Raw genomic sequence first — 13998 nt, forward strand, 5'->3', positions numbered from 1 at the left:
ACCGTGCCGACCGCCGGCACCCGCCGGCACCCGCCGGCACGACGAGCGGCCCGTGGAGCCGGCACCGCCCCGACACCGTCGTACCCAGTCATCGCACCCCGGAGGTGCCCCGCACATGCGCACTCTCGACAACGCCCGCGACACCTGTGACCGGCTGCATCCCGGTCTGTGCAAGGCACTTGACGCCATCCCGTTCGCCGAGCGGGAGAGCCCCGGCGACGGGGGAAGCGCCGTGATCGACCTCTTCCGCCGGCACGACGGGGTCGGACTGCTCGTACCGACCGAGTACGGCGGGCACGCGGCCGACCCGGTCGAGGCCGTACAGGTCATGCGGGCGCTCGGTTCCTACTCGCCCTCCCTCGCGGCCGGCACCGCCATGCACCACTTCACCGCCGCGATGCTGTTCTCGCTGGCGGAGACGGCCGGGCGGCTCACCGACGCGCAGAACGCGGTGCTGGCCGACGTCGTACCGGGCCGGCGGCTGATGGCCTCCGGCTGGTCCGAGGGGCGGACCGCTCAGAACATCCTCGCGCCCACGGTCAACGCCCGCCCGACCGAGGGCGGTTACCTGCTGAGCGGTGCCAAGAAGCCGTGCAGCCTGGCCCGTTCGATGGACCTGCTGACCGCCTCCACCGCCCTGCCCGGCCCGAACGGCGCACCGGGGCTGGCACTCGCGCTCGTCCCCGCGGACTCGCCGGGCATCTCGGTGCACCCCTTCTGGGGGAACGAGGTGCTGGCCGCCGCGGAGAGCGACGAGGTGCGGCTGGAGGACGTGTTCGTCCCCGAGGACCTGCTCGTGACGACCACCGAGGACGATCCGACCCGGCTCGACGATCTCCAGACCGCCGGTTTCGTCTGGTTCGAGCTGATCATCTCCTCCTGCTACGCCGGTGCCGCCGCCGCTCTGGTGGAGGAGGTGCTGCGGCGCGGCAGGGGCCCCAGCACCGAGCGCGCCCAGCTCGCCGTACGGTCCGAGGCCGCGTTCGCCCTGCTGGAGGGCGCCGCCCGGGCGGTGCGGGACGGTCTGGCCGGCGAGGAGGCGGTGGCCGCGGTGCTGGTCGCCCGGTACGCCGCGCAGGAGTCGATGGCCGCCGTCGCCGACCAGGCGCTGGAGCTGCTGGGCGGCATGGACTTCATCCAGTCCTCCGACCACTCCCGACTCGCCCGCGCCGTACGGCCGTTGGCGTTCCACCCGCCGTCCAGGGTCGCCGCCGCGGAGCCGCTGCTCGGCTGGTTCGCCGGCGGATCGCTCGAACTGGCCTGACCCGGACCGGACGACCGGACCGCTCCGGACCGGACGACCGGCGCACTTCGCGCCGGGGAGAACCGGCGCACTTCGACCTCCGCCCCAGAGAAGGAGCCAGATTCCCGTGACCACGTTTCCCGAAGCACCGGAACTGCCGCGCCTCGGTGACCCGCCGCGCGGCGCGGACACCGAGGCGGAGATCCTCGGCCTCTACCGGGCACACCTCAGCAAGGGCCGGGCGACCCTGGCCGAACTCTTCGGCAGCCACATGGAGATCGCCTCCAAGGGCGCCTGGCTGCACACCAGCGACGGCGAGCGCTTCCTGAACGCGGGCGGCTACGGCGTCTTCCTGATGGGCGCCCGGCACCCGCTGGTGGTCGAGGAGGTGCAGCGCCAGCTCACCACCCATCCCACCGCCACCCGGATCCTGCTGGAGCCCACGGTCGCCCGCGCCGCCGAGGCGCTGGTCTCCACGCTGCCCGAGCAGCTGGACCGTGTGCACTTCGGCCTCTCGGGCGCGGAGGCGGTGGAGACCGGTCTGAAGCTGGCCCGGGCCAACGGCCGCCGGCGCATCGTCTCGATGGAGAAGGGCTACCACGGCAAGACGATGGGCGCCCTGACGGCGACCGCCAAGGAGGTCTACCAGAAGCCCTTCCGGCCGCTGCTGCCCGACGCCGTCCACCTTCCGTTCGGCGACGCCGAGGCGCTGGAGCGCGAACTGGCCGCGCACCCGGGCGAGTGCTGCGTGATCCTGGAGCCGGTCCAGGGCGAGGGCGGCGTGATCCTCCCGCCGCGCGGCTACCTCACCAGGGTCGCCGAACTCGTGAAGGAGTACGAGGGGTTCCTGATCCTGGACGAGGTCCAGTCCGGGATGGGCCGCCTCGGCGAGTGGTGGGGCGCCGACTTCGAGGGCGTCGTGCCGGACGTGCTGCTCGCCGGCAAGGCGCTGGGCGGCGGCGTCGCCCCGGTGTCGGCGGCCATCGCCACCCGGCAGGCGTTCCGCCCGTTCGACAAGGACCCCTACGTCCACACCGCGACCTTCTCCGGGCAGCCGCTGCTGATGGCCGCCGTCCAGGGCGCGATCCGGGCGATCCAGGAGGACCGCCTGGTCACCAGGGCGATGGATCTGGGCGCGACGCTGCTGCCGCGCATCAGGGAGATCGCCGAACGCACCATCCCCGACCTGGTGGTGGAGGTGCGCGGCCAGGGCCTGTTGATCGGCGTCGAGCTGATCGAGGGCGGTCTGGCCGGTGAACTGCTCATCGAGCTGTTCAACAACGGAGTCGTTGCCAACCACTCGATGAACGGCAGCACGGTCGTGCGGTTCACCCCGCCCGCGACGCTGACCGACAACGAGGTGGAGCACCTGCTCGGCTCCTTCGAGAAGGCCTGCCGCGACCTGGTCGCCGGCAAGGCCACCATGCCGAAAAACGTGAGGTGAGCACGGTGCGTCATGTGGAACTCGAAGCCCAGGTGCACGGCGAGAGCGCCGAGCACGTCTTCGACAACATCCTGCGGTGGGACCGCTATCCCGAACTCGCCCCGCACGTGCGGGAGACGACCGTTCACAGCACGCTGCCCGACCCCAGGGGCAGCTCCAGCTGGGCGCTGCACTTCCGCAGCGGGCTGCTGCGCTGGACGGAGGACGAGACCTTCGACCGGGAGAAGCTGCGGATCGGCTTCTCCCAGTCCGACGGGGACTTCGACGAGTTCTCCGGGACCTGGCAGATCGAGCAGCAGGGCGACGATGTGGGCGTCCGCTTCTCCTGCGAGTTCGACTTCGGCATCCCGAGCCTGGAGTCCATCCTCGACCCGATCGCCCAGCGCGTCATCAGGGAGACCATCGCCTGGGCGGTGACCGGGCTGTTCGAGAAGGTCGAGCTGCTCGGCGAGATCGAGCTGCCGGCGACCGCGGCCCCGAGCGCGACATCCGGCGAGGGCTGAGACATGGACCAGCGCAACGTCTTCGACACCCCGGTCACCGCACGTCTGCACCGGGCCGAGTACCTGCTCGCCTTCGCCGTCACCACGGGATTCGCCGTCGCGCACTTCGACGAGATCCGCTGGCCGGTGGCGATCGCGCTCTTCCTCTACATCGACCTCATCGGCTACATACCGGGCGCGATCGCCTACCACCGCAGCCGCACCAAACAGATCCACAAGGCGTACTACGTCCTCTACAACACGATGCACAGCCTGCTCACGCAGGCTGCGGTGATCGGGCTGTGGTGCCTGTTCGTCGGGCCCGAGTGGGCGCTGCTGGCCATTCCGTGGCATCTCTTCGGCGACCGCGGGCTGTTCGGCAACTTCCTCAAGCCCTTCGGCCTGCACTTCGAGCCGGTCGTCGACCCCCGCTTCAACCAGCTCCTGGACGAGGTGGCCGCCCGTTCGGGCCGTGCCGGCGTCGCCCCGGACCCGCTGCCGCCCGTGGAGTCCGCACCGGACGGCGAGGGCGGTACGGAGTCCGGCAAGGAGTCGGGATCGGCCGCTTCGCCGGGCCGCGGCGGCGCACCCGGGAGCGACGCGCCGCGGGTGCCGGCCGCGGTGACGGGCGCGGAGTCGTGAGCACCCAGGCGGCGCCGGCCCGTCCGCAGGCGGTCCGCCGGAGGAACGCGGTGCTGCGTTCGCTGGCCTCCGGCGTCGCCGTGCTCACCGTCCGCAGCGGGGACCGGATGCACGGGACCACGGTCTCCACGCTGACCTCGGTCTCCCGCAAGCCGCTGATCATCGGTGTCTGTCTGCGGCCGGGATCGGCCATGGCCGATCTGGTCCGCACCGAGGAGCGGTTCGTCGCCAACGTGCTGAGCGGCGAACAGCACGCGCTCGCCCGCTGGTTCGCCAACCGGGACCGGCCCGAGGGCGCGGCCCAGTTCGACGGGGTCGACTGGATGCCGGGCTCGCGGGCCGCCGGCGGCGCTCCGCTGCTGGACGGCGCGGTGGCCCAGCTGACCTGCCGGCTGAGCAGCTGTGTGCCGGTCGGCGACCACGAGGTGCTGCTCGGACTGGTCACCGAGGCGACCGCCAACGGCGGTGAACCGCTGCTGAGTTACGCGGGCGCACTGCACGCCCCCGCGCTGTACGACCCGGCGAACGCGCTCCCGGCCTCCGCACTGCCGGCCGTCGCATCCCCCGCCACCCCGGCCGGGGCCCCGGCGCTGACCGCACCGACGCTGCCCGCTGCCGCGCCGTACGACCCGACCGGGCTGCCGCCGACCGCGGGCGCCGCCCGGGCGAGCGCCACCGCCGGCACCCCCGTACCGAGCATCGCCGCAGGCGAGGAAGGTAAGAATCGATGAACACGCCCGTCGCGCACGAAGCCGACTTCGACACCGCACCAGGGCTGCTGGACGGTGCCAAGACCCTGGAACTGACCGCCGAACGCTGCGATCTCGCCTACTGGTTCACCGAGGTGGCCCAGGGCACCCTGCGCGGACGCGGGGTCAGCGGGCACACCGGGGACGCCGAGATCCCCGCGTTCATGAAGGAACCCGGACCGCTGCGCGAGGCCATGGTGCTGGAGCTCGGCTACCGCTCGCTGGCGGAGGAGATCGCCACCCGGCTGCTGGCGCACTACGTCGACCGCGCGCCCGGCATCCCGGAGATGGAGTTCTACGCGACCCAGATGATCGACGAGGCGCGGCACGCCCGCGTCTTCCGCAACCACCTGGTCGAACTGGGGATGCCGGAGAAGACCCTGGTCGCCGACATCGAGGAGATGGCCGCCGACTACCGTCGCCGAGTGCTCGCACCGGTCGAGGAGTTCACTCTCGACATCGTGCGCGACCAGGGCGACTTCGCCGGCGGCGTGGCGGTCTTCACCATCGTCATCGAGGGGGTGCTGGCCCCCGCGGCGGAGCTGAGCGAGCGCAAGTGGGACCGGCTCGACCCGGCCGCGGCCGAGCTGTCCCGCACCGCGGCGATCGACGAGATCCGCCACCTGGCGGTCGGCAGCTCGCTGATGCGGGACCATCTGATCGCCCACCCCGAGTACCGGCCGCGGCTGATGGAGATCCTGCGCGCCGGACGGGAGTTGTGGGACCGGGTGCCGGACAGGGAGTTCGTCCTGCACCGCGAGGAGCTGTTCCAGCAGGGCATGGAGCAGCACGCGGACGCGGTCGGCGACTACGAGGTGTGGCCGGGCCGAAAGATGCTCGACACCACGCCCGAGGAGCGCTACGACACGGCCGAGCGCTGGACCGACGAGATGGCCGAGGTCCGGATGGAGTACATGGGCCTGGCGGACGCCGTCGGCATTCTCTCCGGACAGGGCTGAGGAGGCCGCGGTGTCGAACAGCGAGGCCCCGCCCGGCCGTTGGCCCGGGCCCGCGCCGGGCCGGTCCGCCGTACTGGCCGGGCTGGGCGGCTGGGTCCCCCCGCGGCGGGTGACCAACGCCGAGCTCAGCGCCCGGCTGGACACCTCGGACAGCTGGATCCGCTCCCGCACGGGCATCGCCACCCGGCACGTCGTCGCACCCGGCGACGCGACCTCGGACCTGGCCGTGGAGGCCGGGCGGCTGGCACTGAAGTCGGCCGGCCGGGCGGACGGCGAGAACGGCGCGGACGCGGTGGTGCTGGCCACCACCACTCCGGACCGGCCGTGCCCCGCCACCGCCCCCGAGGTGGCCGACCGGCTCGGCCTCAACGGCAGCGCCGCCTTCGACGTCTCGGCCGTGTGCACCGGTTTCCTCTACGCCCTGGCGGCCGGCCAGGGGTTGATCGCGGCCGGTACGGCGGAGCGGGTCCTGGTGATCGGTGCGGACGCCTTCACCACGATCATCGACCCGCAGGACCGCGGTACGGCCGTGATCTTCGCCGACGGCGCGGGTGCCGTCGTGCTGCGGGCGGGGCGGCCGGACGAACCCGGGGCTCTGGGGCGGGTCTTCCTGGGCAGCGACGGCAGCCGGTCGGAGCTGATCCAGGTACCGGCCGGCGGCTCCCGCCAGCGCTCCACCGGGGTGCCCGCGCCGGAGAGCGACACCTACTTCCGGATGAGCGGGCAGCAGACGTTCCGACAGGCGGTGGAACGCATGTCCGCCGTCTCCCGGCAGGCCGTCGGCTCCGCCGGCTGGCGGCTGGCGGACGTCGACCGGGTCGCCGCGCACCAGGCCAACGCCCGGATCCTGGGCGCGGTCGGCGAGGAACTGGGCCTGCCCGAGGACCGGTTGCTCTCCAACATCGAACACGTGGGCAACACCGGCGGGGCCAGCATCCCGCTGCTGCTGCACCACTCCCACGCCGACCGCTCGCTCCGGGCGGGCGACCGGCTGCTGCTCACCGCGTTCGGCGCGGGGCTCGCCTGGGGCGCCACCACGGTGGTCTGGCCCGACCTCCCGCACTGACGACCCGTCCGAGACCCCCGGCAGTCCCGGCTGCTCCGGCCGGCCGGCACGAACCGCCGACCCATCCGTCCATCCGTCCATCCGTCCATCCGCACCGAAGGAGATCGACATGTTCGAAACGCTCAAGGACATCCTGGTCAACAAGTTGAAGGTGTCGCCCGACACGATCACGGCCGAGGCCACGCCCGAGGAGATCGACCTGGACTCGCTGGCCATCGTCGAGCTGTCCCTCGTGCTGGAGAAGGAGCTCGGGCTCACCGTGTCCGAGGACGAGCTCAGCGAGGCCGAGACCGTGGGAGACATCGTGCGTCTCATGGACGAGCGGAGTGCCAGGGTCTGATGTCCGGATTCGAGGCTGCGGTAACCGGACTCGGACTGGTGACCCCGGCCGGGGTGGGCGTGCAGCAGAACTGGGAGGCCGTCTGCTCGGGAGTTTCCCGGGCGGCGGTGGACCCGGCGCTGGACGCCTGCCCGGTCCGGATCTCCTGCCGGGTCCCCGACTTCGACGCCGGTGAACTCCTGGGACAGCGCAGGGCCCACCGGCTCGACCCCTTCGTACAGTTCGCGCTGGTCGCCGCGAAGGAGGCGCTGGCCGACGCCGGACTGGACCCGCGGACCTGGGACGGCGCCCGGGTCGGCGTCGTCCTGGGCACCGCCGACGGCGGCACGGCCACCATGGAGCAGCAGAACCAGACCTTCCTCGCGGAGGGCGCACGCTGGGTCTCGCCGCTGCTGCTGCCGATGCATCTGCCCAACATGCTCGCCGGACAGATGGCGATGGAGTTCGGCGCCACGGGGCCCAACCTCGTGGTGGCGACCGCCTGCGCCTCGGGCGCGACCGCGATCGGCACCGCGAGGGACCTGTTGGCCGCCGACCGCTGCGACGTGGTGCTGACCGGCGGCTCCGAGGCGATGCTCGGCCGGGTGACCATGGCGGGCTTCGCGCAGATGGGCGCGCTCTCCCGCCGCGAGGACGAACCGGCCCTGGCCTCCCGGCCGTTCGACGTGGACCGGGACGGTTTCGTCGCCGGCGAGGGCGCGGGCGTACTGGTGCTGGAGCGGGCGGCCGACGCCCGCGCCAGGGGTGCGCGCAGCCACGGCCGGATCATCGGCTACGGCGCCTCGGCGGACGCGCACCACATGACCAAGCCGCATCCGGAGGGACACGGCACCGAGGCGGCCGTACGGCGGGCACTGGCCGACGCCGGCACGGCCGTGCGGGACATCGGCCACGTCAACGCGCACGGCACCTCCACCCCACTCAACGACCGCGTGGAGGGGCAGATGCTCGGCCGGGTGCTGCCCGGCCGGCCGCTGGTCACCTCGACGAAGGGGGTGACGGGCCATCTGCTGGGAGCGTCGGGCGCGGTCGAGGCCGCCCTGACACTGCTGACCCTGCGGAACGGCCTCGTTCCGCCCACCGCCAATCTGACCACCCCCGATCCGGCCGTCGACATCGAGATCGCCACCGAACCGACGCCGTGCGCGGCGCAGTTGGCGATGAGCAACTCCTTCGGTTTCGGCGGACAGAACACCGTGCTGGTGGCCGCGGCACCCTGACACGCCTCTTCGGCGGCGGCCCGCTCCCGCCGAAGAGGCGTCCGCCGGACACGGCGTCAGCCCTCCGTCAGCGCATCCGGGGACGCTGGCCGGGCACCGTTCCGGACCCCTGCCGCGCCGCAGGTGCCGGGCCGCGGTCCCGACGTCCGGGTCTGCGGTCGCGCGGCACCGCACCGCGGGAGCGCGCGGGTAGGCCGGACGGTGCGACCGCACCGCGCGAGCGCACCACACCCGTTGACCCGCACCTGGTTCCACCCGACCCCCGTCCGCGACAACCGACCCCGTCCGCCCGAGAACGACTACGCAGCGCGACCGCACGGATGCACGAACGTCCGACCACACACCGACCGGGAGTAAGACATGACCACCTACACCTCCGCCACCGGCGGCACGGCAACGACGGCAGCACCCGCCGCGGCGAAGCCACTGCGCATGTTCCTCACGCTGGACGCCGTCGTGACGGGCGGCAACGGCCTCATCTACCTGGCGTTCTCGGGGCCGGTGGCCGACCTGCTCGGCCTGAGCAGCACGTTCCTGCTGGGCATCGGCGTCTTCCTGGCGGCGTACGGCGCGTTCGTCGGCTATCTGGCGTCCCAGCCCTCGCCCTCGGTGCTCGGGACCAAGCTGGTCATCGAGGCCAACGCGCTGTGGGCCGTCGCGAGCGTGGCCGCGCTCGTGCTGTGGCTGAGCCCCAGCACCGTGGGCGCCTTCTGGATTCCGATGCAGGCCGTGGTGGTCGGCGGGTTCGCCCTGCTCCAGCACCTCTCGCTGCGCAAGCTGCGCGCGGCCACCGGCGGCTGAACGCGCCCGTACGGTGCGGGTGCGGGTGTCTGACGCCCGCCCCACCCCGCCGTACGAGAGTCCGAGCGGCGCGGCGCCCGTACACCCCTCCCCCGGGGTACGGGCGTCGCGCCGCTCCCGCGTGCGGCGGGCGCCTGCCGGCGCGGCCGACTCGCGAACGGGACGACCGGCTCGCGGTGGGGCAACCGGCTCGCGGTGGGGACGACCGGGCCGGCCGGACGCCCCCGGCTCGGAGTGTCCAACCGGCAGCTCTGCGTGCGGAGTTGACCGACCCCAGGCACTCGTCCCGCACCCGTCCTCCCGCGCCCGCCTCCCCCGGCGCACGAGCGCGCACGGCCGGGACTCGGTGCGGGGCAGGCGGGCGCGGCACGCGGCACGCGGGGCGGGCGGGCGCGAAGGAGCAGGGCCCGGCGGTTGCCGGGCCCTGCTCGCGGTGTGTGCGGCGGTGGCGCGATCAGCGCGGTCCGCGGCCCACGAAGTCCACCAGATCGTCGTTGAACCGCTCGGCGTGCGTGGCGAACAGACCGTGCGCCGCGCCCTCGTACACCGAGAGGGAGCTGCCCGGCACCAGCGCCGCCGTCGGCGGGCCGCAGAGCCCGAAGGGGCTGCCCACGTCCGCGTCGCCGTGCACCACCAGGGTCGGCACGCCGACGAGCGGCAGCTCGGCCCTGAAGTCCTCGCCGAGCAGCATCCGGTACAGCGCCTCGGCCGCGTGCGGGGCGGTGTCCATCGCCAACCGGGCGACCCAGGAACGGAGTTCGGCGGAACTGCCCGGGTTCTGCTCGGTGGCCGCCGGGCCGCCGAAGAACGGTACGGACAGCTGCTCCAGGAAGCCCGGGAGGTCCGCGCGCATCGCGGCGAACATCGGCTCCAGCTCCTCCAGCACCAGGCCGTCCGGGTTGCCCTCGGTGCGGTGGAGCACCGGGGTGGCGGAGGCGGCGAGTACCAGCCGGTCCACCCGGTGCGCACCGTGCCGGGTCAGATAGCGCACGGCCTCGCCGCCGCCGACCGCGTAGCCGACGAGGGTGACCCCGGTCAGTTCGAGGTGGTCCAGCAGCGCGGCGAGGTCGTCGGCGAGGGTGTCGTAGTCGTAGCCCTGGGCGGGATGGTCGGACCGGCCGCAGCCGCGCCGGTCGTAGGTGACGCAGCGCAGGCCGCGCTCCACGAGCGCGTCCACCTGGCGGTGCCACATGCGGGAGTCGAGCATGGCGACGTTGAGGAACACCACGGGCGGGCCGCTGCCGGCGTCGCTGTAGTGGATCTGTGTTCCGTCCTTGGCCGAGACCGTCGGCACGGTTGCCTCCTTCGGTCGCGCCGGCGCGAACTCGCGTTCGCGCGCGGCGCGTTGACGTTTCCGGACGGCCGGGTTCGCTGCCGGCCGCGGTGGTCACCAGGTGACCGGCAGCGAGTGCAGCCCGTAGAAGACCGTCTCGTGCCGGAAGGGGAGCTCCTCCCTGTCGCAGGCCAGTCGCAGGTCCGGGAAGCGGGCGAAGAGCGATCTGATCGCCAGCTCGATCTCCAGTCGCGCGAGCGGCGCGCCCAGGCAGAAGTGCGGGCCGATGCCCCACTGGAGGTGTTCGCCGGTGTCCCGGTGGACGTCGATCCGGCCCGCGTCGGGGAAGACGTTCTCGTCCCAGTTGGCCGCCGGAATGGAGATGACGACGGCGTCGCCCTTGGAGATCCGTACGCCGCTCACCTCCATGTCCTCCAGGCAGAGCCGGACGATCGCGTCCTGCGAGATGGACCAGTAGCGCATCGACTCCTCGATGAAGGCGGGCAGCAGCTTGCCGTCGTCGGCGAGCACCTGCCGCTTCAGCTCCTCGTCGAGGAGCAGGTTGAGGGTGCTGAGCGCGAGCTGGTTGGTGGTGGTCTCGTGACCCGCGACCAGCACGAGCAGGGCTATGCCCACGGCCTCCTTGACCGTGATCCGCCCGCTCGCGACGTGCTGGGACGCCAGCCGGCTGATGATGTCGTCCGCCGGGTCCGACTGCTTGGCGAGCGTCAACTCGGTGAGGAAGGCGGTGAGTTCCTGGTACGCGGCCCAGGAGGCGGCCGGGTCGCCCTGACCGATGGTGATCCGCGTCAGCCGTACGAAGCGCTCGGACTCCTCGCGCGGCACCCCGAGGACGCGGGCGATGACCTGGGTGGGCAGCTGGGTGGTGAAGTTCTCGCAGAGGTCGGCCGGCTTGTCCCGGCCCGCGAGGCCGTCGAGCAGCTGGTCGACCAGCTCCTCGATGCCCGGCTGGTACGCGCGCACCCTGCGGGCGGTGAAGTCCGAGGTCACGAGCGTACGGAGCCTGCCGTGGTCGGGCGCGTCCATCCGCAGAAAGGAGGAGGGGCGCTCGCCCGGCGGCAGTTGGATGCGTACGGGCGCGCCGGGCAGGCCCTCGTCCGCGCTCATCCGGGGGTCCATCAGGGCCATCCGCACGTCCGCGTGCCGGGTCAGCAGCCAGGCCCGCCGGGAGCCCACGGCCCCCTCGGGTATGCGTACCGCGCACGGCGGTTCGTCGCGCAGTTCGGCCAGTTCCGGCGGTACGGACATGGGACAGGTCCGGGCGAGCGGCCAGTCGAGAACCTTCTCCTGTTCGTCCAGCATCCAACGACTCCTTGCGGTTCGGGGGTTCGGCGGTTCGCGGGTTCGGGGGTTCGGGGGTTCGCGCGTTCGGGGCTTGGGGGGCGCGCGTTCGGGTCGAGTGCTTCGGGGGCGGGCACGCCGGGGCGGCGTCCGTGGAGCGCGGGTCCGCTCGGGCGCGGGCGCGCAGGAGTGCGGGGCGCGCGGCGGGACCGGTGCGCGCAGGGGCGGGGCGGGGCGGGAGGCGGCTCGGCGGCCGTCTCGTTGTTCGCCGCACTGTGTACGAGGGCTCTGACCGGCTCCTGACCGGTACCTGACCCCTGCGGCCCCGCCCGCGGACCCCGCGGACCGCCCGTCGGTGCGGCCCCGGACGGGACGCGCCCGCCGCCTGCGCCGGGGGCGGCAGGTGGCGGGCGGCGCCGCGGTTCAGCCGGAGACGGACGCCGTCAGCCGGTCCAGATGACGGGCGAAGTCGGCGGTCACGGCAGCGGCGTGCTGGTCGATGTAGAAGTGGCCGCCGGAGAACTCCCGGTGCCCCAGGTACCGTTCGCCGCGGTCCTTCCAGTGCGTCATCGCGTCGTCGGTCTCCTGGAGCGGGTCGGACCTGCCGCCGTAGGAGACGAACGGGCAGTCCACCGTCACGCCGTCGTCGACGTACTGCGCCGCGACCCGCAGATCGGCCCGGAGCGCGGGCACGACCAGGGCGAGCATCTCCGGGTTGTCGTAGACCTCCGCCGGGAAGGAGCCCAACTTCTTGATCCACTCGACCAGTTCGGGGTCCGGCATCCGGCTCTGCTCCTCCGTGGGCTGGAAGAAGCCGATCGGCGACCAGCCGGAGGTGCCGAGCAGCGCCGGCGCCGGCATCCCGTCCTCCGCGAGCCGGACGGTCAGCCGGTAGGCGAGCTGGGCGCCCAGGCAGTGGCCGAAGAAGGCGAACGGACGGTCGTCGATCTCCGCCACGACCGCCTCGTACAGCGCGTCGAGCAGCGGGTCCCACTTCTCGAAGGTCTCCTCCTCCCGGCGGTTGTGCCGGCCGGGGAGGGTGACGGCCTGCGGTGCGATCGTGGGCGGGAGGAGCTCCGCCCAGTCCCGGTAGATGATCGCCCCGCTGCCGGCGTGCGGCAGCAGGAAGAGCCGGGTCTCGGCCTCGTCGGAGGGCTCGACCGGGTGGAACCAGTGGCCCGCGGTCGACATGTCCTGTACTGGGTTGTCCCCCACGTGTGGACTCCTTGGTGTGCGTTGGAAGTGGGCTGCCGCCGCTGGCGACCCGGTTGACTCGCGGTCACGACCGCGCTGACGCCCCGGCAGGTTCAGCCGAGGGCGCGGACGGCCGGCAGCAGCTCCTCGGCGATCTGCTTCAACTGCGGCTCGGGGTCGAGCGATCCGATCCGCAGCACGATGTGCCGGGCGCCCTGGTGCACATAGCCGGCGAGCCACTGCGCGCACTTGGCCGGGCTGCCCCAGGCGTACGCCTGGATCGTCGCCATCGCCTCCAGCGAGCGGCCGTAGTAGTGCTCGACGTAGTGCTCCAGCTCCTCCTTGGCGCGCTCCTCGTCGTCGTTGACGGTGAGGGTCGCGTAGAAGCCGGGAGTGACGGCGTCCGCCGGGCGCCCCTGCGCCACGGTCAGTTCGGCCAGCGTGCGCCGCGCGGCGCCGTACGCCGCTGCGGTGGGCAGGAACGGCAGCCAGCCGTCGTACCCGCGTGCCACCCTGGCCAGCACGCGCGGGGTGTCGCTGCCGGCCAGCCACAGCGGCGGGCCGCCCGGCGTACGGGTCCGGGGCAGCCGGTCGAGCCCGTCGGCCTGCCAGTAGCGCCCCTCGAAGTCCGTGGGCGCGCCCGGTTCGTGGCTGCGCCACGCGGTGCGCCAGAGCCGGGTGATCTCGTCCAGCCGACCGGCCCGGCCGCCGAACTCGGCGCCCACCGCGGCGAATTCGGCCTCCGTCTCGGGCACCGGGAACCCCGAGCCCAGCCCCAGCACGAGCCGCGAGCCGCAGACGTGGTCCAGGCTGGCGAGCATGTTGGCGCCGATCAGCGGGTGCCGCAGCGCGGGTGTGAGCGCCGCCGTGCCCAGGGTGACGCGGCTGGTCGCGGCGCCCGCCGCGGCGAGCACCACCAGCGGGTCCAGCCGCGGCCGGGCGACGAGCGAATCGCCGGTCCACACCGAGTCGAATCCCAACTCCTCGGCGCTGCGGGCGAATTGGAGCAGCGGATCGGCGTCGAACGTGCCGGTGATGGCCTGCTCCCTGGTCGGCAGCAGAACGCCGATGTTGACCGCCCCCGTCGGCGCGCCGCCGGGGGCGGTGCTGGGAGCGTCTGATGTGGCCATGTGCGTGAGTCCCTTCGTGGCGTCGTGGTGAGCGCGTCCGCGGTCGCCCCGGGGTCCGGCGCGGGTCCGGTCCGGCGCGGGTCCGGTCCGGCCCGGTCCGGTTCGGGCCGTGGTCCGGTTCGACCGGGGCGGACGCGTTCCGTGCGGTGGACG

General features: G+C 73.1%; 14 protein-coding genes. 10 read left to right on the forward strand and 4 right to left on the reverse strand.

Annotated elements, in window-relative coordinates:
- The first annotated feature begins 115 nt into the window (after nucleotides 1-115).
- From MTQ01_RS00750 to MTQ01_RS00795, 10 genes are all read left to right on the forward strand, one after another.
- Nucleotides 116-1264 (forward strand): acyl-CoA dehydrogenase family protein, encoded by a 1149-nt coding sequence (locus MTQ01_RS00750; RefSeq protein WP_247486335.1) that lies wholly within the window; start codon nucleotides 116-118, stop codon nucleotides 1262-1264.
- 106 nt (nucleotides 1265-1370) lie between these two features.
- A complete protein-coding gene (locus tag MTQ01_RS00755) occupies nucleotides 1371-2687 on the forward strand; it encodes an aminotransferase class III-fold pyridoxal phosphate-dependent enzyme (RefSeq protein ID WP_247486336.1) in 1317 nt (438 codons plus the stop codon).
- On the forward strand, nucleotides 2684-3190 hold the full coding sequence (locus tag MTQ01_RS00760; RefSeq protein ID WP_374207560.1) for a type II toxin-antitoxin system RatA family toxin: 507 nt from the start codon (nucleotides 2684-2686) through the stop codon (nucleotides 3188-3190). The genes MTQ01_RS00755 and MTQ01_RS00760 overlap by 4 nt, the downstream gene beginning before the upstream one ends.
- A gap of 3 nt (nucleotides 3191-3193) precedes the next feature.
- A complete protein-coding gene (locus MTQ01_RS00765) occupies nucleotides 3194-3811 on the forward strand; it encodes a hypothetical protein (protein WP_247486337.1) in 618 nt (205 codons plus the stop codon).
- Nucleotides 3808-4542 (forward strand): flavin reductase family protein, encoded by a 735-nt coding sequence (locus MTQ01_RS00770; protein ID WP_247486338.1) that lies wholly within the window; start codon nucleotides 3808-3810, stop codon nucleotides 4540-4542. The genes MTQ01_RS00765 and MTQ01_RS00770 overlap by 4 nt, the downstream gene beginning before the upstream one ends.
- Nucleotides 4539-5519 (forward strand): VlmB-like protein, encoded by a 981-nt coding sequence (locus MTQ01_RS00775; protein ID WP_247486339.1) that lies wholly within the window; start codon nucleotides 4539-4541, stop codon nucleotides 5517-5519. The genes MTQ01_RS00770 and MTQ01_RS00775 overlap by 4 nt, the downstream gene beginning before the upstream one ends.
- 10 nt (nucleotides 5520-5529) lie before the next feature.
- Nucleotides 5530-6585, forward strand: coding sequence for a beta-ketoacyl-ACP synthase III (locus tag MTQ01_RS00780; RefSeq protein ID WP_247486340.1), 1056 nt, complete (start codon nucleotides 5530-5532; stop codon nucleotides 6583-6585).
- A 109-nt stretch (nucleotides 6586-6694) separates the two neighbouring features.
- Nucleotides 6695-6925 (forward strand): acyl carrier protein, encoded by a 231-nt coding sequence (locus tag MTQ01_RS00785; RefSeq protein WP_247486341.1) that lies wholly within the window; start codon nucleotides 6695-6697, stop codon nucleotides 6923-6925.
- The gene (locus MTQ01_RS00790) at nucleotides 6925-8145 is read left to right on the forward strand and encodes a beta-ketoacyl synthase (RefSeq protein WP_247486342.1); all 1221 of its coding nucleotides are present in this window, start codon (nucleotides 6925-6927) and stop codon (nucleotides 8143-8145) included. Before MTQ01_RS00785 ends, MTQ01_RS00790 begins: the two co-directional genes overlap by 1 nt.
- Nucleotides 8146-8505: 360 nt before the next feature.
- Nucleotides 8506-8946, forward strand: a complete 441-nt coding sequence (locus tag MTQ01_RS00795) for a hypothetical protein (RefSeq protein ID WP_247486343.1) — start codon at nucleotides 8506-8508, stop codon at nucleotides 8944-8946.
- Between the two features lie 454 nt (nucleotides 8947-9400).
- On the opposite strand, the gene MTQ01_RS00800 is transcribed toward MTQ01_RS00795, so the two are convergent.
- The 4 genes from MTQ01_RS00800 to MTQ01_RS00815 all read right to left on the reverse strand — a co-directional run bounded on the left by MTQ01_RS00800 (nucleotide 9401) and on the right by MTQ01_RS00815 (nucleotide 13845).
- A complete protein-coding gene (locus MTQ01_RS00800; RefSeq protein ID WP_247486344.1) occupies nucleotides 9401-10240 on the reverse strand; it encodes an alpha/beta fold hydrolase in 840 nt (279 codons plus the stop codon).
- Between the two features lie 93 nt (nucleotides 10241-10333).
- Complete coding sequence (locus MTQ01_RS00805) at nucleotides 10334-11542, reverse strand: cytochrome P450 (RefSeq protein ID WP_247486345.1); 1209 nt, start codon at nucleotides 11540-11542, stop codon at nucleotides 10334-10336.
- A gap of 402 nt (nucleotides 11543-11944) precedes the next feature.
- Complete coding sequence (locus MTQ01_RS00810; protein ID WP_247487623.1) at nucleotides 11945-12712, reverse strand: alpha/beta fold hydrolase; 768 nt, start codon at nucleotides 12710-12712, stop codon at nucleotides 11945-11947.
- Between the two features lie 116 nt (nucleotides 12713-12828).
- A complete protein-coding gene (locus MTQ01_RS00815; RefSeq protein WP_247486346.1) occupies nucleotides 12829-13845 on the reverse strand; it encodes an LLM class flavin-dependent oxidoreductase in 1017 nt (338 codons plus the stop codon).
- Nucleotides 13846-13998 lie beyond the last annotated feature (153 nt).

It is taken from the genome of Streptomyces sp. XM4193, from assembly GCF_023072595.1.
Classification (GTDB): domain Bacteria; phylum Actinomycetota; class Actinomycetes; order Streptomycetales; family Streptomycetaceae; genus Streptomyces.